19 protein-coding genes are annotated in these 21,681 nt (G+C 73.4%); 11 read left to right on the top strand and 8 right to left on the bottom strand.

Features of this window, described 5'->3' with window-relative positions; all coding sequences use genetic code 11:
* Nucleotides 1-55 precede the first annotated feature (55 nt).
* A complete protein-coding gene (locus tag ACFRAV_RS16325) occupies nucleotides 56-679 on the bottom strand; it encodes a LysE/ArgO family amino acid transporter (protein WP_382555897.1) in 624 nt (207 codons plus the stop codon).
* Between the two features lie 70 nt (nucleotides 680-749).
* Here ACFRAV_RS16325 and ACFRAV_RS16320 point away from each other — a divergent pair, with 70 nt between their 5' ends.
* On the top strand, nucleotides 750-1,700 hold the full coding sequence (locus ACFRAV_RS16320; RefSeq protein WP_382555936.1) for a LysR family transcriptional regulator ArgP: 951 nt from the start codon (nucleotides 750-752) through the stop codon (nucleotides 1,698-1,700).
* On the opposite strand, the gene ACFRAV_RS16315 is transcribed toward ACFRAV_RS16320, so the two are convergent.
* Nucleotides 1,679-2,191, bottom strand: a complete 513-nt coding sequence (locus ACFRAV_RS16315) for a hypothetical protein (RefSeq protein WP_382555894.1) — start codon at nucleotides 2,189-2,191, stop codon at nucleotides 1,679-1,681. The two genes, ACFRAV_RS16320 and ACFRAV_RS16315, sit on opposite strands and share 22 nt — an antisense overlap.
* A gap of 260 nt (nucleotides 2,192-2,451) precedes the next feature.
* Here ACFRAV_RS16315 and ACFRAV_RS16310 point away from each other — a divergent pair, with 260 nt between their 5' ends.
* Together ACFRAV_RS16310 and ACFRAV_RS16305 are read left to right on the top strand one after the other, a co-directional pair.
* On the top strand, nucleotides 2,452-2,964 hold the full coding sequence (locus ACFRAV_RS16310; RefSeq protein ID WP_382555891.1) for a DUF4334 domain-containing protein: 513 nt from the start codon (nucleotides 2,452-2,454) through the stop codon (nucleotides 2,962-2,964).
* Entirely contained in the window at nucleotides 2,961-4,052 is a 1,092-nt protein-coding gene (locus ACFRAV_RS16305; protein ID WP_382555888.1) for an NAD(P)-dependent alcohol dehydrogenase, read from the top strand. The genes ACFRAV_RS16310 and ACFRAV_RS16305 overlap by 4 nt, the downstream gene beginning before the upstream one ends.
* On the opposite strand, the gene ACFRAV_RS16300 is transcribed toward ACFRAV_RS16305, so the two are convergent.
* Nucleotides 4,039-4,695: a VanZ family protein gene (locus tag ACFRAV_RS16300; protein WP_382555886.1), complete on the bottom strand. Its 657-nt coding sequence runs from the start codon at nucleotides 4,693-4,695 to the stop codon at nucleotides 4,039-4,041. The two genes, ACFRAV_RS16305 and ACFRAV_RS16300, sit on opposite strands and share 14 nt — an antisense overlap.
* Nucleotides 4,696-4,818: 123 nt before the next feature.
* Here ACFRAV_RS16300 and ACFRAV_RS16295 point away from each other — a divergent pair, with 123 nt between their 5' ends.
* The 3 genes from ACFRAV_RS16295 (at nucleotide 4,819) to ACFRAV_RS16285 (ending at nucleotide 8,185) form a co-directional block, all read left to right on the top strand.
* Nucleotides 4,819-5,982 carry a sensor histidine kinase gene (locus ACFRAV_RS16295; protein ID WP_382555883.1) on the top strand — a complete coding sequence of 388 codons (1,164 nt, stop codon included), beginning with the start codon at nucleotides 4,819-4,821 and terminating at the stop codon, nucleotides 5,980-5,982.
* A complete protein-coding gene (locus ACFRAV_RS16290) occupies nucleotides 5,979-6,632 on the top strand; it encodes a response regulator (protein ID WP_382555880.1) in 654 nt (217 codons plus the stop codon). The genes ACFRAV_RS16295 and ACFRAV_RS16290 overlap by 4 nt, the downstream gene beginning before the upstream one ends.
* Nucleotides 6,633-7,021: 389 nt before the next feature.
* Nucleotides 7,022-8,185 carry a TetR/AcrR family transcriptional regulator gene (locus tag ACFRAV_RS16285; protein WP_382555877.1) on the top strand — a complete coding sequence of 388 codons (1,164 nt, stop codon included), beginning with the start codon at nucleotides 7,022-7,024 and terminating at the stop codon, nucleotides 8,183-8,185.
* A gap of 25 nt (nucleotides 8,186-8,210) precedes the next feature.
* Here ACFRAV_RS16285 and ACFRAV_RS16280 read toward each other — a convergent pair whose 3' ends face one another.
* Nucleotides 8,211-9,419, bottom strand: coding sequence for an oxygenase MpaB family protein (locus ACFRAV_RS16280; protein ID WP_382555874.1), 1,209 nt, complete (start codon nucleotides 9,417-9,419; stop codon nucleotides 8,211-8,213).
* 364 nt (nucleotides 9,420-9,783) lie between these two features.
* On the opposite strand from ACFRAV_RS16280, the gene ACFRAV_RS16275 reads away from it, so the two are divergent.
* On the top strand, nucleotides 9,784-11,598 hold the full coding sequence (locus ACFRAV_RS16275) for an adenylyl cyclase (protein ID WP_382555872.1): 1,815 nt from the start codon (nucleotides 9,784-9,786) through the stop codon (nucleotides 11,596-11,598).
* An 83-nt stretch (nucleotides 11,599-11,681) separates the two neighbouring features.
* Here ACFRAV_RS16275 and ACFRAV_RS16270 read toward each other — a convergent pair whose 3' ends face one another.
* A complete protein-coding gene (locus tag ACFRAV_RS16270; RefSeq protein ID WP_382555870.1) occupies nucleotides 11,682-13,250 on the bottom strand; it encodes an amino acid permease in 1,569 nt (522 codons plus the stop codon).
* A 229-nt stretch (nucleotides 13,251-13,479) separates the two neighbouring features.
* Here ACFRAV_RS16270 and ACFRAV_RS16265 point away from each other — a divergent pair, with 229 nt between their 5' ends.
* Nucleotides 13,480-14,949: an NAD(P)/FAD-dependent oxidoreductase gene (locus ACFRAV_RS16265; protein ID WP_382555867.1), complete on the top strand. Its 1,470-nt coding sequence runs from the start codon at nucleotides 13,480-13,482 to the stop codon at nucleotides 14,947-14,949.
* Between the two features lie 44 nt (nucleotides 14,950-14,993).
* On the top strand, nucleotides 14,994-15,710 hold the full coding sequence (locus ACFRAV_RS16260; RefSeq protein WP_382555864.1) for a hypothetical protein: 717 nt from the start codon (nucleotides 14,994-14,996) through the stop codon (nucleotides 15,708-15,710).
* A gap of 107 nt (nucleotides 15,711-15,817) precedes the next feature.
* On the opposite strand, the gene ACFRAV_RS16255 is transcribed toward ACFRAV_RS16260, so the two are convergent.
* Nucleotides 15,818-17,086 (bottom strand): M23 family metallopeptidase, encoded by a 1,269-nt coding sequence (locus ACFRAV_RS16255; RefSeq protein ID WP_382555861.1) that lies wholly within the window; start codon nucleotides 17,084-17,086, stop codon nucleotides 15,818-15,820.
* A 122-nt stretch (nucleotides 17,087-17,208) separates the two neighbouring features.
* Nucleotides 17,209-19,170, bottom strand: coding sequence for an acyl-CoA dehydrogenase family protein (locus tag ACFRAV_RS16250; RefSeq protein WP_382555859.1), 1,962 nt, complete (start codon nucleotides 19,168-19,170; stop codon nucleotides 17,209-17,211).
* A 288-nt stretch (nucleotides 19,171-19,458) separates the two neighbouring features.
* Between ACFRAV_RS16250 and ACFRAV_RS16245 the strand changes: the two genes are divergently transcribed.
* Both ACFRAV_RS16245 and ACFRAV_RS16240 read left to right on the top strand, forming a co-directional pair.
* Nucleotides 19,459-20,211 (top strand): hypothetical protein, encoded by a 753-nt coding sequence (locus ACFRAV_RS16245; RefSeq protein ID WP_382555856.1) that lies wholly within the window; start codon nucleotides 19,459-19,461, stop codon nucleotides 20,209-20,211.
* 61 nt (nucleotides 20,212-20,272) lie between these two features.
* Complete coding sequence (locus ACFRAV_RS16240; protein ID WP_382555854.1) at nucleotides 20,273-21,028, top strand: hypothetical protein; 756 nt, start codon at nucleotides 20,273-20,275, stop codon at nucleotides 21,026-21,028.
* A gap of 70 nt (nucleotides 21,029-21,098) precedes the next feature.
* Here the strand turns inward: ACFRAV_RS16240 and ACFRAV_RS16235 are convergent, their stop codons facing one another.
* Nucleotides 21,099-21,668 (bottom strand): maleylpyruvate isomerase N-terminal domain-containing protein, encoded by a 570-nt coding sequence (locus ACFRAV_RS16235; protein WP_382555851.1) that lies wholly within the window; start codon nucleotides 21,666-21,668, stop codon nucleotides 21,099-21,101.
* Nucleotides 21,669-21,681: the final 13 nt, after the last annotated feature.

Below are 21,681 nucleotides of genomic sequence, written 5' to 3'. Positions count from 1 at the left end.
TCACCAAGCGCGCGCCCCGCAGGCGCCCGCGCCGACCGCCCGGGCGGCGCGCCCGCTACAGCGCGCGGGCGAGCAGCGTGCCGCCGATCACGAGCATGGTGACGGCGACCAGGGCGTCGAGGAGCCGCCAGGCCCTGGGGCGGGAGAGGACCCCGCCGAGCAGCCGCCCTCCGTAGCCGATCCCGGCGAACCACACCAGGCTGGCCAGCATCGCGCCGGCGCCGAAGACCCAGCGCAGGGATCCCTGGTCGGAGGCGACCGAGCCGAGCAACAGCACCGTGTCGAGGTAGACGTGCGGGTTGAGCCAGGTCAGGGCCAGACAGGTGAGGACGGCGGTACGCACCGAGCCGGTCGCGTCCCCCTGGGTGTCCAGCGCCTCCCCCGCCGGCCGCAGTGCACGGCGGGCGGCCAGCGCCCCGTAGCCGAGCAGGAAGATCCCGCCGGCGACGCTGACGGCGGTCAGCGCGGCGGGCCACGCGGTGACCACGGCGCCCAGGCCGGCCACGCCGAGCGCGATGAGCACCGCGTCGGAGAGGAAGCAGATGCCGACGACGGCGAGGACGGCCTGTCTCCGCGCCCCCTGCCGGAGGACGAAGGCGTTCTGGGCGCCGATGGCGACGATGAGGGAGAGACCTGTACCGAACCCGGCGAGCGCCGCCGGAAGAATGCCGCTGTTCACGTGGCCCGACGTTAAGCGGTGCGCCGCCATCAGTACAGCTGAAGTTTCTTAACTATCATTAGCCGACGTGATGACCGATCTCCCGCACGACCAGGTGCGCACCCTGCTCTCCGTCGTCGACGAGGGCACCTTCGACGCCGCCGCGGCCGCCCTGCACGTCACCCCGTCCGCGGTGAGCCAGCGGATCAAGACGCTCGAGCAGCGCACCGGCCGGGTGCTGCTGACCCGCACCAAGCCGGTGCGGGCGACCGAGTCGGGTCAGGTGGTGGTGCGCTTCGCCCGCCAGCTGGCCGCCCTGGAGCAGGACGCGGGCGTGGAGCTGGGGCTGGAGGGGAGCGGGACGCCGGCCCGCGTCCCGATCGCGGTGAACGCGGACTCGCTGGCCACCTGGTTCCTTCCCGCGCTGACCCGGGTGCCGCAGGACCCGCCGATCTGTTTCGAACTGCGCCGCGAGGACGAGGGGCACACCCCGGCCCTGCTGCGGGACGGGCGGGTGATGGCGGCGGTGACGTCCTCGGCCGAGCCTGTGGCGGGCTGCACGGTCCGTCCGCTGGGCCTGGCCAGGTACCTGCCGGTGGCGAGCCCGGACTTCGCCGGACGCCACCTGTCGGGCGGTGCTCTGGCGGACCTGCTGCCCGGGGCCCCGGTGATCGTGTTCGACCGGCGGGACGAACTGCAGGACCGGTTCGTGCGCTCCCTCACCGGGGGCGCCTCCGGCGCGGGGCGGCTGCGGCACCACGTGCCGACCTCGGAGGGGTTCCACGACGCGGTGTCCGCCGGCCTCGGCTGGGGACTGGTGCCCGAGCCGCAGGCGCTTCCCCTGCTGCGCGCGGGCCGCCTGGTGGACCTGGCGCCGGACCGCCGGACGGACGTCCCGCTGTACTGGCAGCAGTGGAAGCTGGACGTCCCGGCCCTCGCCCGGGTGACGGAGGCCGTCCTGGCGGCCGCCGCCGAGGCGTTGCACCACCCCGGCGGCGCCGCGTCGTCCGGCCGGGCGGGTCAGCAGCCGCCGCAGTTGTAGTACGTCACGTCCCAGTGGTTGCCCTCGAGGGCGTAGATGTTGCCGGACCCGGACTTGTACTGGGCGGCGCCGTCGCTGCGGTTGGCGATGCGCGAGAAGCTGCCGGTGATGTAGTTGCCGAGGCAGGTGGTCAGGCTGTAGTCGAGCTTGTAGCCGTTCCAGTGGCTGTACGTCCCGCTCGCGTGCCCGGTCTCGGTGCCGCCGGTGATGGTCATCGCGCACCCGGAGGCGTTGCGGAGCGTCACGGCGCCCTGCGCGGTGGCCAGGTTGAGCTGCTCGAACGAGGTACAGGTGGAGACGTTGCGGTCGGAGCAGCCACCGCTGGAGGTCCAGCCGATCCCCGCGTTGCGGAACATCGTCGTCGCGGTCGAGTGGCTGATCTTGCTGACCGCCGTGGCCGAGGCCCCCGCCGCGACCGCCGTGCCGGGCGCCGAGGCCAGCCCCGCGGTCAGGACGAGCGTGCCGAGGATCGTGTACGCCTTCGTTCTCATGGTGTACCCCTGGTGTCCGATGGTGCGCGGATGTCATGGACAGGCTAAACGGGAGATGATCCTCCGGAACAGATGACGGAGGCGACTTCCCGGCCGGTGTTCCGCGGGCGGCGCGCCCGGGCGTGAGCGGACCGGGGCGACGAGCGACCTGCTCAACTCCCCGGGCCGGCACGGTTTTTGACCCCAGCGGCCGGGGAAGGCACACGACGCCCGGCGAGGCCCGGCGGCCTCGCCGCGCCTCCGATCCGAGAGGACACCGCATGGACCCGATCGAGGCCCGCACCCGCTTCCACGCCCTGCGGGAGGCGGAGGGTCCGGTGACGGCCGCCGAACTCGACCAGATCTGGGCGGCGTTGGCGACCGTGCGGCCCGAGGAGATCCTCGGCGAGTGGCGGGGCGGCGAGTTCGTCACCGGCCACCCTCTCAACGGCACGCTGGAGAAAGCCGGTTGGTACGGCAAGACGTTCACCTCGGTGCACGACGCCAAGCCGCTGATCTGCCGGGGAGCGGACGGCGAGCTGTACTCCGACCGGGAGCTCGGCAAGGGTGAGGCGAGCCTGTGGACCGTCGAGTTCCGCGGCGAGTCGACGGCCACCATGGTGTACGACGGCCAGCCGGTGTTCGACCACTTCAAGCGGGTCGACGACGCCACCCTGATGGGCGTCATGAACGTCAAGGGCGTCCCCGCCGACGGGCCGTTCTTCTACTTCTTCCTGGAGCGCGCCGCCGGGTCCGGCGGCGCTTCCGCCGCCGGGCCGGGGCGGGGCGCGTGAGGCCCGTCCGCGCCGCGGTCGTCGCGGCCCCGGGCGAGCCGTTCGCCGTCCGCGACGCGCGGATCGAGGAGCCGCGGCCCCACGAGGTGCTGGTGCGGATGACCGCGGCGGGGCTGTGCCACACGGACCTGGCGATGCGGGCCACCTGGCCCGAGCCGCTCACCCCCATGGTCTTCGGCCACGAGGGCGCCGGCCTGGTCGAGGCGGTGGGCGCGGAGGTCACCGGCGTCGCCCCCGGGGACCAGGTCTGCCTGACGTTCGCCAGCTGCGGCACGTGCGAGCAGTGCGCGGCGGGCCACCCGGCCTACTGCCTCGACGCGCGGGCCCTGAACTTCTCCGGCGGGCGCGGCGACGGCAGCACCGCGCTCTCCCTCGACGGCGCCCCTCTGCACGGCGGCTTCTTCGGCCAGTCCAGCTTCGCCACCCACGCCGTCGTCCACGAACGCGGCGTGGTCGGGGCGCCCGCCGACCTGCCGGCCACGGTCCTCGCGCCGCTGGGCTGCGGCGGGCAGACGGGCGCCGGCACCGTGCTCAACCGGCTGCGCCCCGAGCCGGGCAGTTCGCTGGTGGTGCTCGGGGCCGGCGGGGTCGGGCTGAGCGCGCTGATGGCGGCGGTGGCCTCGGGCTGCGACCCGGTCGTCGCCGTCGACCCGGTGCCCTCGCGGCGGGTCCTGGCCACCGGGCTCGGGGCCAAGGCAGCCCTGGCCCCGGACGACGACCTGGTCACCGCGCTGCGTGACCTCACCGGTGGCGGTGCGCACCACGTCGTCGACACCACCGGGCGTCCGGAGATGATCCGCCGGGCCGTCGGGGCGTTGCGCCCCCGGGGCGAGCTGGCCCTGCTCGGGCTCGGCCCGGAGGTCGCCTTCGACGTGCAGAGCCTGCTCTACAAGGGGATCCGCGTCCACGGCGTGGTGGAGGGCGACTCCGATCCCGCCCGCTTCCTTCCGGAGCTGATCGGCCTGTACCGGCGGGGCCTGTTCCCGGTGGACCGGCTGGTCACCACGTTCCCCTTCGAGGAGATCGAGACGGCGGTGGCCGCGATGCGCGACGGCAGCGCGGTCAAGCCGGTTCTCACCTTCGGTTGACCGGCGCCCCGGCCACCGTGCGGCCGGCCTCGGACTCCGTGCGGTCCGTGCCGCCCGCGCGGTCCGTGCGGTCCGCGTGCGGAGTGCCGGGCAGCGCGAAGGGCCGCACCAGGCGGGAGGAGGCGGTGGACCGCAGCGCCAGGCGCAGCAGCAGGAAGCCCAGGACGCCTCCGAGCGTGTTGGCGAGCAGGTCGTCGGCGTCCGCGGAGCGGCCGTTGGCGAACAGCGCGTACATCAGCAGCTGGGTGAACTCGATCGTGGCGCTGAGCACGAGGCAGCGAAGCGCCGTGCCCTTCGCCGACAGCTCCGCGCGGGTCATCAGCGGGAGGAGGACGCCCAGCGGCACGAAGAGCAGCGCGTTCAGAGCGAAGCCGGGGTCCGCGGACAGGAGACCGAGGCCGGGGACGGGCTGGATCTGGCTGTACCAGGGGGCGAGGTTCTGGGCGCGGTCCACCACCACGGGGAACCAGGTGAGGTCGGCGAGGGCCGCCGCCCAGAGGCCAGCGAGCAGCCGGACCGGCACGGTCCTTCCCGACCAGCCCGGCCTCCCGCGTGCGGCCCGCAGGGCGAGCAGCAGCAGGAAGGCGAGCAGGAGGGGCGCCACGACCTCCCAGGACTCGATACGAAGGGTGTGACCGCCCATGACATGCTCCTCGTTGTGTTCAGTTCGATGACTCCGCCGGCGAGCACCACTCTTCCGGGCGGCCCGGCCGGAAGGATCCGGCCAAAGGCAGATCCTCGGCGCCTCGCTACGACTTTCGGCCGAGTGCTCGGCCCTCTTCTGGTGGCGGCCCTGTGCGGGCTGCTCCTGGTGGACCACCGGGCCGGTCTGGTCGGCACGGCGGGCGTGGCGGGCGTCAAGCTGCCCGTCGCCGCCGCGGCCGTGGCGCTCGTCGCCGCGGCACCGTGGCTCGGGGCGAGGGCCCTGCCGTGGGCGGCCGGTCTCGCCGGAGCGGCGTCGCTGGGCCTCTCGCTGTTCCTGCGGCTGGGTGCGGGGGACGGCGCCGCGCCGCTGACGTCCGACGAAGCCTTCGGCCTCACCGAGCCCGCGGCCCTGCTGGCGCTGCTGCTCCTGGTCGCCCTGCGCGGCCGGCGGCACGCGGCCCTGGCGTGCGTCCTGGTCCTGCAGCCGGCGATCGTGCTGCGGCCCCTGGCGATCGGAGTGAGCGACACCGGCCTGTTCATGGCGCTGTTCCTCGCGCTGGCGACCACCGCGGTGCTCGGGGCCGGGGTGGCCCGGCGGCTGGTCCTGGCGGACCGGCGGCACCGGGCGGCGGCGGTCCGGCTGGAGCAGCGCGCCGAGTTCGCCCGGGACCTGCACGACTTCGTCGCCCACCACGTCACCGGCATCGTGGTCCAGGCTCAGGGCGCGCTGGCGATCGCCGGGCGCAGACCCGAGCTGGTGCCGCCGGCGCTGGAGCGGATCGAGCGGGCGGGGTCGGAGGCGCTGGTCTCCATGCGGAAGATGGTCGGCATGCTGCGCGGCGAGGACGAGCTGCCGCCGGCCCCGTCGGCGGGCGTCGCCGAACTGCGATCGCTGGTCGAGCGGTTCTCCGCGGGAGGGCGCGCACGGGCGAGTCTGGTCCTGGAGGGCGTCTTCGACGACCTCCCCGTGGAGGTGGGCACCACCGTGCACCGCGTGGTGATGGAGGCGCTGACCAACGTCCGCAGGCACACCCGCGACTGCGCCGAGGTCGAAGTGCACGCGGTCCGCTCCGGGGACCTCGTCACCGTGCGGGTCGTCGACGACGGGCGGACGCTCCAGCCGTCGGGCGGCGGCTTCGGTCTGCGCGGACTCGCCGAGCGGGCCGCACTGGTCGGCGGTCGTTTCCGGGCGGGACCGGTGCCGGGCGGCGGCTGGGGCGTCGAGGTCGTCCTGCCCGCGGCCCCCGCCGCCTCCGCCGCGCCCTCCCCCGAGGTGGCCGCGTGACGATCCGGGTGCTGATCGCGGACGACCAGGTGATGGTCCGTACCGGGTTCGCGATGATCCTCGCCGCCGAGGACGACATCGAGGTCGTCGCCGAGGCGGGGGACGGCGTGCAGGCGGTGGAACTGGCCGGGCTGCACCGGCCCGACGTCGTGCTGATGGACATCCGCATGCCCCGGCTCGACGGGCTCGAGGCGATGCGCCGCCTGACCCGCCCGGGGGTCGCCGACCCGCCGAAGGTCGTGGTGGTCACCACCTTCGACGACGACGAGTACGTCCACCGCGCTCTGTCGCAGGGGGCCTGCGGGTTCCTGCTGAAGGACTCCGGTCCCGCCCTGCTGGTCGAGGCGATCCGGGCGGCCGCCTCGGGCGAGGCGCTGGTCGGCCCCTCGATCACCATGCGGCTGCTGCGCCGCCTGAGCCCTTCGGCGGGCGCGCACCGGGAACCCGCCGTGGCGCTGTCCGCCCGTGAACTGGACCTGGTCCGTCTGGTCGCCCGGGGCCTCACCAACGCGGAGATCGCGGCCGAACTGTCCATCTCCGTCGGCACGGTCAAGACCCACCTCGGCAACGTCCAGTCCAAGCTGCCGGCCCGCAACCGGGTGGAGATCGCCGCCTGGGCCTGGGAGACGGGCCTCGTCACCACGCGGTGACGGGAGGACCGTCCCCGACACGCGACGACGGGCGAGCACGGCACCCCACCACCACTCCCGGTGGCCCTGGCCGACCGGGTTGGCGCAAACCGGGCGGCCTGTCTGCTGGGCGTGCGTCTCGGGGCCCTCACCCCAGGCGCTTCGTTCAGCCGGAGCAAGCGGCTCCTCCGGACGGACGGCCCCCCGTCCCGCGCGGCCTCCACGCCGCCCTGCCCGCCCTGGCCGAGGCGGGCGGCGCACGGGGTCGAGGTGGAGCCGGCGGTCAGGGGCGCGGACTTCCTCGCCGTCCCGGTGGACGGGTTCCCGGGGTCGCGGAAGCCGCAGACCTCCGCGTTTCCGTGTGATTGACTGCTCCGCATGGCCCTCTCCCCGCATCCGCCCGTTCGGCCGTGACCGCCGAGCCGACCGCGGCCACCCGGCCACGCAACCGCCGGCAGCTCATCGTGGAGGCGGCCGGCCGGGCCTTCAGCGAACGCGGCTACCACCGGGCCTCCATGGAGGAGATCGCGGCCGGCGTGGGGATCACCGCGGCGGCCCTGTACCGGCACTTCCCGAACAAGTACGCCCTGTTCGCCGAGTGCGCCGACGTCATGATCGATCGGCTGGTCACCGCGTTGGACGAGGTTCCGGCCGGGGCTCCCCTGCCGGATGTGCTGACGGCCGTGGCCCGGGTGACGGTCGCGCACCGCGCGGCGGGCGGTGTGTACCGCTGGGAGGCCCGCTATCTGGACCGGGAGGACCGTCTGCGTCTGGGCGCCAAGTTCGGGCGCCTGATCCGGCGGGTCGACGAGGCGGTGCAGGGCGCGTACGCGCTTCCCGACAACCGGCTGCGGGCGGTGGCGGCGCTCGGGGCGATCGGGTCGGTCACGATGCACCACACCTCCCTCGCGCAGCGCCGCGCCGAGGACCTGCTGACGGCGTCCGCGCTGGGCGTGGCGGCGACCGATCCGATGACCGCGGTGCCGGGCGCCCGCTCCGTCGCACTGCCGGCCCGCCAGGCGCCGCGGACGCGGCGTGCGGAGATCCTGGCGGCCGCCATCCCGTTGTTCGCGCGGGACGGGTTCGCCGCCGTCACCAACGGGCAGATCGCGGAGGCCGTCGGGCTGACCCCGTCGGCGCTGTACCGGCACTACCCCGGGAAGGTCGACATCCTGGCGGCGGCCTGCCTTCAGGCGGCGGGTCTGCTCTCGCAGGCGGTGGAGGTCGGTCTCGACGGGGTGGCCGGTCCGCGCCAGGCGCTGGTGGCCCTGGCCGCGACGTACGTGGCGTACAGCTTCGAGTACACCGAGCTCACCAGCGTCGCCGAGGCCGAGCTGGCCGGGCTGCCGGCCGAGCTGCGGCGACCCCTGGTCCTGGCGCAGCGCGAGCACATAGCGGTGTGGGAGCAGCAGCTGCGGCTGGTGCGTCCGGAGCTCGATCCGCGCCGGGCCCGCGTGCTGGTGCACGCGGGCTTCGGCGTGGCCGTCGAGGCCGGACGCAGGGTGCGGTGGCGGGACACCCACGACCACCGTGCCGCGGTGACGGCGCTGGTCGTGGGCGCCCTCGGCCTGTGAAGGGCGTGGGCCCGGGGCCGGCGGGTCAGCCGGCCGCCCGGTTCCCGGTGGGGATGGTGATGGGAGTGGTGGTCGAGGAGCCGCCGTTGTTGAGGAACAGCATGGCCAGGCCGCGGATGAACTGGTCGACCATGTAGAACGTGCCGGGCATGACGGGCGACAGTCCTTCGCGGAACAGGATGTACGCGGGCCACGCGGTGCGGACCAGGGCCGCCGCCGCGTAGTCGCGCTTGAGGCCCAGCCAGTCCCCGACCTCGTCGCTGAGGACGTAGCGTACGAACTCGTTGAGGAAACCGCGGGTGACGCCGAGGTCGATCTGCGCGGTGAGCCCGAGCAGCACCTCGGCGAGGTCCTTGCCCTCGGTGGTGGGTGCCATGATCGGGGTGAGCACCTGTGCCGACTGCGCGTGCGCGGCCGCCCAGGTCTGCGGGATGTACTCGTCCGGGACCCCGAGCAGGTGCAGGGCGACCTGCCAGGAGTGCAGGAACGCCTCCTGGTCCGCCGCCGGGAAGGGGATCCGCCAGTCCGTCAGCTTGCTGTGCACGTAGGTGCCGAGGCTGTGGAAGGTGACCAGGATGTCGGCGGCACTGATCGGGATGGTCTGGTCGGCGCCCGCCTTCCAGTGCGGCGACTGGGGCAGCAGGTGACGCACCGCGGCGTGCACCAGCCGGGTCTTGTTGGCGGTGACGACGAACTGCCCCGACGGCTCGAAGGCGCGCAGCTGGGACAGGTCGTAGCCGAAGGTGAACGTCTTGGCCGCGCGGTCCTGCATGTCGGCGCCGCCCGCGGACCAGTACACGCTTCTGGCCTCGCGGGGGATCACGGTGCTCATGATGCCGCTGCCGAGGCCGTACAGCATGAACAGGTAGGTGTCCCTGCGCCGGTTGAAGTCGGCGGCGCGCCGCAGTTTGGTGAGGTCGGCCCAGGCCGGCAGCGTGTTCACCTGCCGCAGGTGCGCGGCCAGTTCGGCCGGCAGGCCGCTGGGCAGCGGGTCGCCGTTGTTCACCCACTTCGCCATCGCCGTGTTGATCGCGGGCACCTGGCCGTTGTCGAGCAGCGAGGCCATCAGGGGATCGGTCGCGGCGTCCCAGATCCACTCGGGGTCGGCGCCCGCTCCGCTTCCGGCGACCGAGTCGGCCGACGACCAGGCCCACGCCTTGGGACCCTCCAACGCGCCCACGAGGCCGAGCGCGGCGCCGAGGGACAGGACTCTGCGCCTGTTGAGATTCTCCATTGACTTACCCGCTTCCCTGCTGGGCCGGACGGCGCTTCACGCCGTTCTCACTTGCCAGTTGCGAGACGATCGCACTTCGGGTCGTGCCGGGATATGTGATTTCTCATTAACATAGCGAGCCTTGTGGTCGTCGGCAATGGTCGTGACAAGGGGTCCCGGAGCCCTCGGCGAAGCCCCGCGACACTTCGGCGCACCCACCCGGCCGCCGGGCAACTCCGTTCACCCTGAGCCCCGTTGACCCCGGCCAAGTCATTGACGCTGCGGGCGGGCGGTGATTCACTCCGGGGCTGAGAGCGCTCTCAAACGCGGTTGAGGATCAGCCGCGATCCGTCTTGCCCCACCACATGCAGGGAGAGCCGTGTCCGTGATTCCCTCTCGTCGTGCCGTCCTCCGCACCGCGGCGGCGGCCGCCGCCGCGGTGCCGTTGGGCGGCGCCGCAGGATCGGCCTTCGCGTCGCCGGCCTCCGCCGACCGGGGCGACCGGGGCGCCGCCGGCCACGGGGCGGCCGGTCTGGGGCCGAACGTCCTCGTCTTCGACCCCTCGATGGGCGACGCCGCCATCCAGGAGCGGATCGACGCCGTCTTCAAGGTCCAGGAGGCCAACCAGTTCGGCACCGAGCGGTTCGCCCTGGCGTTCAGGCCCGGCACCTACGAGCTCGAGATCAACGTCGGCTTCTACACGCACGTCCTCGGCCTCGGCGACAGCCCCGACGACGTCGTGATCAAGGGTCACGTGACCGCCGACGCCCAGTGGTTCGAGGGCAACGCCACGCAGAACTTCTGGCGGGCCTGCGAGAACCTGACCATCGTGCCGCCGGACGGCCTCGACCGCTGGGCCGTCTCCCAGGCGGCGCCGATGCGCCGGTGCCACGTCAAGGGCGACATGATCCTGATGCCGAGCCCGCCCGGCAACGGGTGGTCCAGCGGCGGCTTCCTGGCCGACAGCCTGGTGACCGGCACCATCAACGCCGGCTCGCAGCAGCAGTGGCTGTCCCGCAACGACACCGTCGGCCGCTGGAAGGACGCCCAGTGGAACATGGTCTTCCTCGGCGTCCGCGGCGCACCGGAGACCAGCTACCCGGCCCCGCCGATCACCACCCTGGACCGCACCCCGGTGATCCGGGAGAAGCCGTTCCTGACCGTCGACCGCAGGGGCGCCTACCAGGTCTTCGTGCCCGCGCTGCGGCACGACACCGCCGGCACCAGCTGGGAGAACGGGCCGGCCGCCGGCCGCCACATCTCCCTGAGCAGGTTCCACGTGGCGCGGCCGGGCGACTCCGTCACGCGGATCAACGCGGCACTCGCCTCCGGCAAGCACCTGCTACTCACCCCCGGCGTCTACCGGCTGTCGAAGCCGCTGCGGGTCACCCGTCCGGGCACCGTGGTCCTCGGTCTCGGACTGGCCACGCTGCAGGCCGTCGACGGCAACTCGCTCATCGAGGTCTCCGACGTCGGCGACGTCTCCGTGGCCGGCCTGATGCTGGAGGCGGCCTCCGCCCACTCCCCGGTGCTGCTGCGGGTCGGCGACGGCCGCAGCCGCAGGAACCACGCGCACCACCCCACCGTGCTGTCGGACGTCTTCGTGCGCATCGGCGGATCCGTCCCCGGCGGGGCCGGGGTGTCGATCCAGATCGACAGCAACGACGTGATCACCGACCACATCTGGGCCTGGCGCGGCGACCACGGCCTCGACGGCACGGTCGGCTGGTCGGTCAACCCGGCCGGCGTCGGCTTCCTCGTCAACGGCGACCGGGTCACCGCCTACGGCCTCTTCGTCGAGCACTACCAGGACCACGAGGTCGTCTGGAAGGGCGAGAAGGGCCGCACCTACTTCTTCCAGAACGAACACCCGTACGACGTCCCGACCCAGTCGGCGTGGCGACGCGGCTCCACCAACGGCTACGCCGCCTACAAGGTCGCCGACGACGTCAGGGACCACAAGGCCTGGGGCCTCGGCAGCTACGCCTTCTTCAACCTCAACGCCGACATCTACACCGACCGCGCCTTCGAGGTCCCCGACACCCCGGGCGTCGTCCTGACCTCGATGGTGACCGCCTGCCTCAACGGACCGGGCGGCGGCGGCATCCTGCACACGGTGAACAAGGCGGGCGACCCCGTCACCAACGGGTTCGCGCTGCACTGGATGAAGTCCTACTCCAACGGCGTCGCCACGTACTGACCGGCCGCACCGGTCCGGCGAGCCCTCCGCTCCCCCGTCACGGGGGCGGAGGGCTCGCGGGCCGTTGGGTCGGGACGCGCGGCTCAGACCGCCTCGCGCGGCGGCGCCGACGCGTCGCCCTCTCCCCTGTCCCCGGTCCTCGCCCGCGGGCCGCCGGAACCGCCCGCACCGTCCGCACCGGCGGTGGCGGGCCGCAGGAACCAGCGCCGCGCCGAGACGAGCCACCAGGCGCCACAGAAGGCGACGACCACGCCGACCGCAACGGGCGCGTAGTTGAAGGTGCCGGCGGTGACCGGCGAGCTCTGCGGCAGCATGAACAGCACCGTGATCACCAGCACCCACGCCACGGCCACGGTGCCCACCACGCCGGACCACCGGCCCAGGTGCCAGGGCCCCCGCTCGAACCGGTCGCCCTGCCGCAGCCGCAGGTAGGTGGGGATGACGTAGGCGATGTAGAGACCGATGGTGGCGATGGAGGTGACCGCCGCATAGGCGGTGGTGTTCCACAGGTACGGCAGGCCGAGGACGAACGCTCCTCCGGCGGCCAGCCACACCGCGTTGGTGGGCGTGCGGGTCGCCGGGTCGAGCCGGTGCCACACCCGGGAGAACGGCAGCGCCCCGTCCCGTGAGAAGGCATAGATCATACGGGAGTTGGCGGTGACGGACGCCATGCCGCAGAAGAACTGGGCGACGATCACGACCAGCAGCAGCCAGGTGCCCGCTGCCTCCCCCAGCGCGTCCATGAGGATCTGCGCCGGGGGCACCCCGGTGCTCGAGGCGAGGGCCCCGTCGTAGGACTGGATGGCGAAGGTGAAGCCGAGCAGCAGCACGAAACCGGCGGCCAGGGAGACCAGGATGGAGCGGACGATGCCCCGGGGACCGGCGACCGAGGCGCCCACCGTCTCCTCTGTCATGTGGGCGGAGGCGTCGTAACCGGTGAACGTGTACTGCGCCATCAGCAGGCCGATCAGCACCACGTAGACGCTGCTCGAGAAGCCGGTGTTGTTGACGAACTCGCCGAAGACGAAGCCCGCCGACCGGTGCTGGTCGGGGACGAGCACCAGGGCCCCGCAGACGACGGCCACGCCGAGGATGTGCCACCAGATCGACACCTCGTTGAGGAAGGCGACGATGCGGACGCCGAAGGTGTTCAGCAGCCCGTGCAGCACGAGGATGATCCCGAACAGGGTGATGGTGTGGCCGGGCGTGGCCCCGAAACCGAGACGGAGATCGAGCCAGGCGTTGAGGAAGGTGGCGGCGCCGAAGTCGACGCCCGCGGTGACCGCGATCTGGCCCAGCGTGTTGAACCAGCCGGTGAACCAGGCCCAGGCCGCCGCGGAGCGGGCGGGAGCCATGCGGTGCGCCCAGAAGTACAGGCCGGCGCTGGTCGGGTAGGCGGAGCAGACCTCGGCCATCGACAGACCCACGAACAGCGTCATGAGGCCGACGAACAGCCAGCCCCACATGATCACCGCCGGACCGCCGGTGTTCATGCCGTAGCCGTACAGGGTCATGCAGCCGGACAGGATCGAGATGATCGTGAAGCTGACGCCGAAGTTGGCGCGGCTCGACATCGAGCGCGAGAGCGTCTGCCGGTAGCCGAGCTGTTCGAGGCGCTCCTCGTCGGAGAGGGGAGATTCGTCGTGAGTCATGGGGACGCACCCTTCGCACATCGGGGGGTGGTTTCCGCGGGAACAACACCTGTGCCCGGTCACAGTAGGCCCGCGGAACCGGCGGGCGAAGAGTGCGTTCACCCCGGCGCGCGCGCGTGGGCCGCGAGTGAGCATGGAACGGCCAACAGTGAGCACCGAACGGACTGGTGACTGAGCAACAGGTCACGACACCGTGCCTCCCACGGACAGACGTGCGAGGAGGCTTCGGATGACGGAACAGGACGTGATCGTGATCGGCGCGGGACCGGTCGGTCTGGCGACGGCGATGTCGCTGGCCGGGCAGGGACTGCGGGTCACGGTGCTGGAGCGGGACGGCGCCGAACCGGGCGACGCGCCCGGCGGCACGGGGCGGGACGGCGCCGGCCGTGCGGGAGGGGACGCCGCGGAGCGGGCCTGGGAGCACTGGCGCCGGCCCGGCGTCTCCCAGTTCCGCCAGCCGCACATCCTGCTGCCGGCCGGTTCCGCGCTGCTGCGCGCCCGGCTGCCGCAGGTCGCCGACGCGCTGGAGGAAACAGACCCGCTGCGGCTCAACATAGCCGGGGCGGCATGGGAGTTGCCGGGTATGGGCGGTCCGCTGCCCGGGGACGAACGCTACGACACCCTCACCGCGCGCCGCCCCGTGCTGGACGCGGCCTTCGCCGCGGCGGCCGCGGCCACCCCGGGGGTGACCGTGCGCCGGGGCGCCGCCGTGACCGGGCTGCTCACCGGCGCGGCGCGGGCCGAGGGGCGCCCGCACGTGAGCGGCGTGGTGACCGGGCCGGGCGAGGAACTGCACGCGGACCTCGTGGTGGACGCCGGCGGCCGCAACTCCCCCGTGCACGCGCTGGTGGCCGGGCTCGGCGGACCGCCGCCCGCCGAGGAGCGCGCCGAGTCGGGCTTCGTCTACTACGCACGCACCTACCGCGCCCCGGGTGGCGCGCCGCCCCAGCCCCTCTGGCCGCTCGTCCACCACGAGGGCGTGTCCACCATCGTGATCCCGGCCGACCACGAGACCTGGTCCGTGGTCCTGGTGGTCTCCAGCCGGGACCACGCCCTGAAGGCCCTGCGCGAGCCGGCCGCCTGGGAGCGGGCGGCGCGGCTGCTCCCCGAGTTGGCGGGCCGCACGGACGGCGAACCGATCACCGCGCCGCAGGCCATGGCGGGCCTGCACAGCCGGATCCGCCGGACCGTGGTGGACGGCCTGCCGGTGGTGACCGGGCTGGTCCACGCCGGCGACGCCTGGGCCGCCACCGACCCGCAGTTCGGGCTCGGCCTGTCGATGGGTCTGACCCACGCCGTCGCCCTCGCCGACACGGTCGCCAAGACCGGCCTGGCCGACGCGACGGAGCTGGCGCTGCGCTTCGACGAGGTCACCGAGGCGACGCTCACGCCCGTCTACGCCCGGCTGCGGGAGTGGGACCGGCACCGGATCGCCGAGATCGACGCCGTGATCGACGGCCGCGCCTACGAGACCGACGGCCCCGGCTGGCACCTCACCAACGCGCTCGACGGCATCAAGCTCGCCGACCCGGACGTGCTGCGGGCGATGACCGAGGTCGCCTGCATGCTCGACTCCCCGGAGAGCGCGTTCGCCGCCCCGGGCCTGGTGGAACGCGCGCTCACCCTGAACGGCGGCCCCGCGTGGACCTGGCCGGGCCCGTCCCGCGCCGAGGTGCTGGCCGCGGCCCGGGCCGCGTGACCTCGGCCGACCCGCCGTTCGACATCCCCGTCACCCTCCCAGGCGTGCGCAGGACAGCCCTGCCCGCCGACCGAAAGGACACCGTGCACCACCGTCTTCCCACCGCGCTCACCCTCTCCGTCGTCCTGGCCGCCGGCCTGCTGACGACCGCCTGCGGCGGCTCCGCCGCGGACCCGGAGGCCGCCGACCCTGCCGCCGCGGCCACCCAGGGCCAGGACTCCGCCGGCGGCGCCGAGGCCTCCGACGGGGCGGCCTCCGGCGAGTCCCCGGCCGCCGGCCGTGACGACGCCGGTGACGGCGACGCGTCGGGCACGGCCGCGGACACGTCCGGCGGCGCCGCGGCCGACGGGTCCGGCGCCGGGCGTGACTGCGGCACCGGCGATCTGACATGGTCGGCCAGGCACCGGACCCAGGCGGGCGGTTACCTGCAGATCTCCGCCACCGCGAAGCCCGGTGTCACCTGCGTCCTGCCGGCGGGGCTCCCGGTCGTGGCGTTCGGCTCCGGCGGCATCCAGGCCGGCCCCGCCGAGCAGTCCGCCGGCGACGCGATCACCCTCGCCCGCGGAAGGACGCTCTACGCGGGCGTCAGCCCGAAGACGAGCAGCGGCGACGCGGGCACGCAGTTCGGCACCGTCATCGTCGCGGTGAGCGAGGGAGACCCCGACCCCGTCTCCCTCAGGATCGACCCTGTCGTCGTCGACGCGCCGGTGGTGACGAGCTGGCACACCGACCCGGCGGACGCCGTACCGCTCGCCCAGTGACCACTCCGGCCGCCGCCCGGGCCCCGAGGGGGCGTGGGCGGCGGCCGGTCGTGCAGCGTTCGCGTCGGCGCGTTCGGGCCGGTGCGTTCGGGTCGGTGCGGGGCGGTTCAGGCGGGGTCCACGCCGTGGCTGATCAGCCAGGCCAGCGGGTCGATGGCTCCGCCGCCGCCCGAGTGGACCTCGAGGTGGAGGTGCGGACCACTGGAGTTGCCCGTGTCACCGGAGTAGGCGATGGTGTCGCCCGCCTTGACCACCGCTCCGGGGGTCAGTTTCCAGCTGGCGAGGTGGCAGTACCAGGTCTCCGTGCCGTCCTTGGCGGTCACGATCACCATGTTGCCGAGCGCACTGTTCACCTTGTGGCTCACCACCCCGTCGGTGACCGCGAACACCGGGGTGCCGTAGGAGACGGGGAAGTCGATGCCGGTGTGCCCGCGGGCCCATCTGGACCCCGCCGCCCCGTAGTAGGCGCTCAGCCCTCGCCGGTCGACCGGGCTGACGAACTTCGGCCGCAGCCGCTCCTTCTTGGCGGCCTCCTGGGCCGCCTTCTTCATCTCCGCCTGGCGCCGCTCCGCGAGGTCCTCGCGCTCCTGCTCGCGGCTGGCCCGGCCCCCGAAGTCGTTGGCCGCGGCCGTGATGCCGCCGAGCTGGGCGGCGAACTCGTCCTCGTAGGAGGGCTTCACCGGTCTGGGGTCCGACCCGGAGGCCGCCGAGGCGTCGGTGGACCCGTCCGTGGACACGCTGGCCATCGCGGCCGCGGTCACCCCCATCACGCACGCCGAGGGCACCGCCACCCGCAGCAGCGCGGACCGACGGACCGGTGCGCGGCGGCGGCGCCGGGAACCGGCGTGGGGCGGGGCGAGCGTCGAGGCGGCGAGGGCGTCCTGCGCGTCGTGGTCGCCGGTGCGCTGCTCGGGTACGGAGGCCGTGGAGGCACCGTCCGCGCCCGGGTCGCCACCGCCGGACCCCGCGGTGTCCCAGGAGCCGGTGTCCCAGGAGCCAGTGTCTGCGGAGCCCGTGTCCCAGGAGCCGGCGCCGAACGAGCCCGTGTCCCAGGAGCCGGCGTCGAACGAGCCCGTGTCCCAGAAGCCCGTGGCGTACGCGCCCGTGCCGGCCGCACCGGTGTCGTATCCACCCGTCGCGAACGCTCCGGTCGGGTGGGCCCCGGTGCCGTACGTCCCCGTTCCGTACGCGCCCGTGCCGTACGCCCCACCGGCGAACGTGCCGGTGTCGTGGCCGGCGAACCGGCCCTCGGTCTCGGCGAAGTACTGTGCCGCGTAAGCGTCGTAGGGCGCCCCACGGGCACCGTCCGTCCAGGGCTCCCCCGACGCGCCGTTCGCCTGCGGGGTCGTCTCTGCCGACGAATGACGCTCGTCCACCGGTCCTCTTCCGCTCGACGCCAGGGCCTGCCGGAGCAGTGCGGCGAGTGTACCGACATCTCCGACAGGCCCCTACGCCGACGCGAGCAACTTACGGCTCGTGCACCGTAGTTGACTGAGCGTCACTTCACCAGGCCGGGCGCGCGCAGCATCTCGGGCGGGACGCCCCACGCGTCGACGAGGTCGACCGCCAGCGGCCGGACCTTGCGGCACAGGGCGTTCACCTCCCGGCTGACGGCCTTGGACCGCTGGACCGTGAGCCGGCCGTGCTCCATGAACCAGGCCCGGTCCTCCTCTATCGTCGACAGGGCGAACAGGTCGCACATCAGGTTCAGCGCCGTCCTGTTGCCGCCCTCCGGCAGCGCCCGCACCTTCTCCACGAACGCCTCCAGCACCAGCCGCTCGACGTGCGCGCGGGCGACGGCGATGACGTGGTCCTGCACCTGCGAGAAGACGACGCCCGCGTTGCGTTTCTGGGCGATCCCCCGCTTCAGCCGGCGGGCCAGGCCCGCGAGCATGTGCTCCTCGCGGAAGCGGAGCATGGCGAGCTGGTACTCCGGGTCCAGCAGACCGGCCTCCCGGTCCCAGTCGTCGCCCCCGGGCAACAGGTCGCGGACCCGTTCGAGCAGTTTGTGGGCCGACGTCTTCTCGATCACCGTCTCCACCGCGAGACCGGCCACGTAACGGACCATGCCGAGCTGGTCCAGGTCCTCGAACTCGCTGGCGTAGTGGGTGAGCAGGCCCTTGGCCACCAGCTGGAGCAGGACGTGGTTGTCGCCCTCGAAGGTGGTGAAGATGTCGCTGTCGGCCTTCAGGGCGGCGAACCGGTTCACCGAGAGGTACCCGGCGCCGCCACACGCCTCGCGGCACTCCTGGACGACCCGGGTGGCGTGCCAGGTGCCGAGCGCCTTGGTCCCGGCGGCCCGCGCCTCCAGCAGGCGCCGTGCCTGCGGGTCGTCCTCGGTGCCGGAGAACACGTCGTGCAGCTGGGCCCGCAGGACGTCCTGCGCGAAGTGCAGCGCGTAGGTGCGCGCGACCAGCGGCAGCAGGCGGCGCTGGTGCAGCCCGTAGTCGAGGAGCAGCTGCTCCCGCGTGTCCGACTCCGCCTCGAACTGCCGCCGCCGCACGGAGTACTTGACCGCGATGGCGAGTGCGACCTTGGCGACGTTGATCCCCGCGCCGGCGACGCTGACGCGGCCCTGCACGAGGGTGCCGAGCATGGTGAAGAAGCGCCGGTGGGGGTTCTCGATGGAGCTCTCGTAGACGCCTTCGGGCGTGACGTCGGCGAACCGGTTGAGCAGCGCCTCGCGCGGCACCCGGACGCCGTCGAACCTGATGCGGCCGTTGTCCACGCCGTTGAGGCCCATCTTGCGGCCGTCGTCCTCGATGGAGACGCCGGGCGCGGGCTCGCCGCCGATCCTGATCGGTACGACGAACGCGTGCACGCCCTCGGAGCGGCCGCCCACCTCGAGCTGGGCGAAGACGACCGCCAGCTCGCCGTGTCGGGCCGCGTTGCCGATGTAGTCCTTGCGTGCCTCGTCATCCCGGGTGGTGATGACGAACTCCTGGGCGTCGGGGTCGTACGTCGCGACGGTCCCCAGTGCCTGGACGTTGGATCCGTGCCCCGTCTCGGTCATCGCGAAGCAGCCCATCAGCCGCCCGGTGACCAGGTCGGGCAGGTACGCCTCGTGGTGCCGCCGGGTGCCCAGGTGCAGGATCGCGCCGCCGAAGAGCCCGAACTGCACGCCGACCTTCACCAGCACGGACAGGTCGCCGAAGGCGAGGGTCTCGAACGCGGCGATGGAGGCTCCGACATCGCCGCCCCCGCCGTACTCACGGGGGAAGCCCATGCCGGTCTGGCCGGTGGCGGCCATCTCGACCACCAGCTCGCGCACCCGCTCACGGAAGGCGTCGAGGTCGAGGGCGTCGGCCTCCTCCAGGACGGAGGCGTGCCTCACCAGGTTGGTGCGGACGAGGTCGCGGATCTCGGAGTACCCGCCGTCGAGCACCTCGGTCAGTGCCGGGACGTCGATCTCGGGTTGCGTCCAACCGGTCTCGGAAGTCTGGGTAGCGTCGGTGGCCATGCCCCTTCGCTACCCCGGTCCGGGCAGGTCAAGCGGTAGGCCGCGGCAGTTGGGGCCGTTCGGGCGACACGCGGCGGGCCCCGCTCCGCGGCGGGGCGACGACTCGCTCCTGCTGTGCGACGACACCGACGCGGTACTCTCGGCCAGGCCTGAGGAACGCCGGCTCTTCTTCAGGACGCTGCGGCGCAGCGCGGCACGAACGGACAGGTGCCGGTGGGCTCGTTCGGCCCGGCCGACCGGGTGCTCAGCCTCCGCCGAGCGGGTGCGACGGACAAGGAGGCGCCCACCGTGAGGATCACCGTTGACGGGTGGACGGCGGCGGTCGCGGGCGATCCGCTGCCCGTCCTCCCGCGGTTCGACTTCCGCGAGTTCCGCGTGCGCGTCGCCGAGTACGCGAGTGCCGGGGAGCGGCAGCGGTTCCTCGCGGACACCTTCGGCAGTGGTCCCTGGCTGTGGGACACCCCCGACGAACTGCGCTTCGACCGGGTCGGCCGGCAACTGGTGGGCGCCGAGTTCCAGATCCCCGGGATGCTCGTCGATCCCGACGACGAGGCCCGCCTGCCCTGTGGGCCACCGGTCACGGCGGGTGGGCTGCGTGCGGACGAGGTCCGTGACTTCCGCCTCGAGGTATCCACGGAGTTCCTCCGTGGACCCGAGGACACCTCGCTCACCTGTCTGCGCGACCTCGACGTGCTCGACGAACCGTTGGAGGCCCGTGTCGGGATCGCCCCCGGCCTGGCTCTCCTGGTGCAGCACGGCACGATCGTCGGCTGGAGTCTCGCCGACCCCGCCCGGTACCTGACCACCGCTTTCACCGCCCCCGATCCCGCCCCGCCCTCCCCCGCCGTCCGTCGGCTGCTCACCGAGTCCCTGGACCTGATCACCACTCCGCTGCTGGACGCGGTGAGGGACCGGGTCCCGGCGGCCCTGCACCGGCTCGGCGAACTCGAGGCCGCCCTGCGGAGCCTGGACGAGGACCGCCGCCGCGCCGATGCCCTCCTGGCGTTCGTCGGCGAACTGCTGGAGGACCACGCACGGTGACACGGCACGTCCTTGTGGAGTCGGCGCACAGCCGGCAGGCGTCGGGTGAGGCCGGGCGTCCATGCGACTGAACCTCGGTGACGACTGGCACGCGACGGTGACCGGCGAGCCGTTGCGCGCCACGCCCCGCTTCGCCGACGGCACCCTGGACCTCGGCCCGTGGAACGACTCGGGCGAGCGCGTCCGGTTCCTCGCCGGCACCTTCGGCAGTGAGCCCCACCTATGGGACGACCCGGACGTCCTCCGTTTCGATCCGGACACCAGGACGTTGGCGGGGGCCGAGTTCCAGATGCCTCAGGAGGCCGTCCCGGCCGACGAGGCCGCCCGTGTCCCGCTCGCCCCGGCAGTCGTCCCGGGAGGGCTGCGGGCGGAGCAGGTCCGGGACTTCCGCCACCCGATGAGCACGGTGCTCTGCCGGGCCCCCGGCGACACCGTGCTGACCTGCCTGCGCGACCTCGCGGTCCTCGACGAGGCGCTGGACGCCCGCATCGGCATCGCCCCGGACGTGGCCCTCCTCGTCCAGTGCGGCGCCGTCGTCGGCTGGAGCCTGACCGACCCGGTCCGTCACGTGACCACCGGCTTCGCGGCCCCCGCCCCCGAACCGCCGGCTCCCGCCACCCGCCGCCTGTTCAGCGAGTGCCTCGACCTGATCACCGTCCCCGCCCTGGTCGACGGCCTGGTGGACGGCGAGCCGGCTGCCCTGGCCCGTCTTCACGCCGCCGACGACGCCCTGCGCACCCAGCGCGAGGACCGACAACGCGCTCACGCGTTGCGGGAGTTGATCTCCACCTACGTGGCGGACCACGGAGGCCGGTGACGGCCGGGGCAACCCGTCGGGGCGCAGGGAACGAGCACGGTGGCTCCCGGTCCCGCCGGGTCGCCCGCGCTCAGTCGGACAGTGCCGCCTGCCATGTCCACGAGGTCTTGCGGGGCAGACCGTCCAGGTCTCCGCGTCCGGTGCACCACAGCAGCACCCGGGCGGGTTCGCCGGTCGGGGCGTCGGGGAAGAGGCGCTCGAGCACGGCCGCGCACAGCCGTGCCGGCGGCGTCCAGTCCACGCCCAGCCCGCGGGTGATGTCGTGGGTGTGCAACAGGGTCTCGGCGACGCCCATCGCCGCGAACCCCGTCGGGTCGCACGGACCCCAGTGCCAGGCCCGCAGGGACGGGTCGGCGGTCGCCAGAGCGCTGCCGAGCAGCTCCCCGCAGGCTGCGGCCACCTGCAGAACCTCGGCAGGCGGGGCGGTGGGGTGCACGCACAGATCGAAGGGCAGGTAGGCGTCGGCCGGGCGCGCGGCGAGCTGGCCCGCGTAGGCCAGCAGGTCGTGGCCGATGTGCACGGCCGTCTCCCGGCAGCTCCACTCCAGCGGACCGGCCGGCACCGTCCAGCCCTCGCCCGTACGCGGTCCCAGCACCTCCAGCATCTGCGCCACGGCGGCCCGCACGTCCCGGTGGTCCACTCGGTGCTCCTCG

Source organism: Streptomyces sp. NPDC056600 (assembly GCF_042792855.1).
GTDB lineage: Bacteria > Actinomycetota > Actinomycetes > Streptomycetales > Streptomycetaceae > Streptomyces.
The sequence above is the reverse complement of the archived record's forward strand: the minus strand, read 5'-3'. Positions and strand labels throughout refer to the sequence as shown.

Coding starts and splice junctions, on each gene's coding strand:
- ACFRAV_RS16320 (WP_382555936.1), top strand. CDS start 750: ATGACCGATCTCCCGCACGACCAGGTGCGCACCCTGCTCTCCGTCGTC.
- ACFRAV_RS16315 (WP_382555894.1), bottom strand. CDS start 2,191: ATGAGAACGAAGGCGTACACGATCCTCGGCACGCTCGTCCTGACCGCG.
- ACFRAV_RS16310 (WP_382555891.1), top strand. CDS start 2,452: ATGGACCCGATCGAGGCCCGCACCCGCTTCCACGCCCTGCGGGAGGCG.
- ACFRAV_RS16300 (WP_382555886.1), bottom strand. CDS start 4,695: ATGGGCGGTCACACCCTTCGTATCGAGTCCTGGGAGGTCGTGGCGCCC.
- ACFRAV_RS16280 (WP_382555874.1), bottom strand. CDS start 9,419: ATGGAGAATCTCAACAGGCGCAGAGTCCTGTCCCTCGGCGCCGCGCTC.
- ACFRAV_RS16270 (WP_382555870.1), bottom strand. CDS start 13,250: ATGACTCACGACGAATCTCCCCTCTCCGACGAGGAGCGCCTCGAACAG.
- ACFRAV_RS16265 (WP_382555867.1), top strand. CDS start 13,480: ATGACGGAACAGGACGTGATCGTGATCGGCGCGGGACCGGTCGGTCTG.
- ACFRAV_RS16250 (WP_382555859.1), bottom strand. CDS start 19,170: ATGGCCACCGACGCTACCCAGACTTCCGAGACCGGTTGGACGCAACCC.
- ACFRAV_RS16240 (WP_382555854.1), top strand. CDS start 20,273: ATGCGACTGAACCTCGGTGACGACTGGCACGCGACGGTGACCGGCGAG.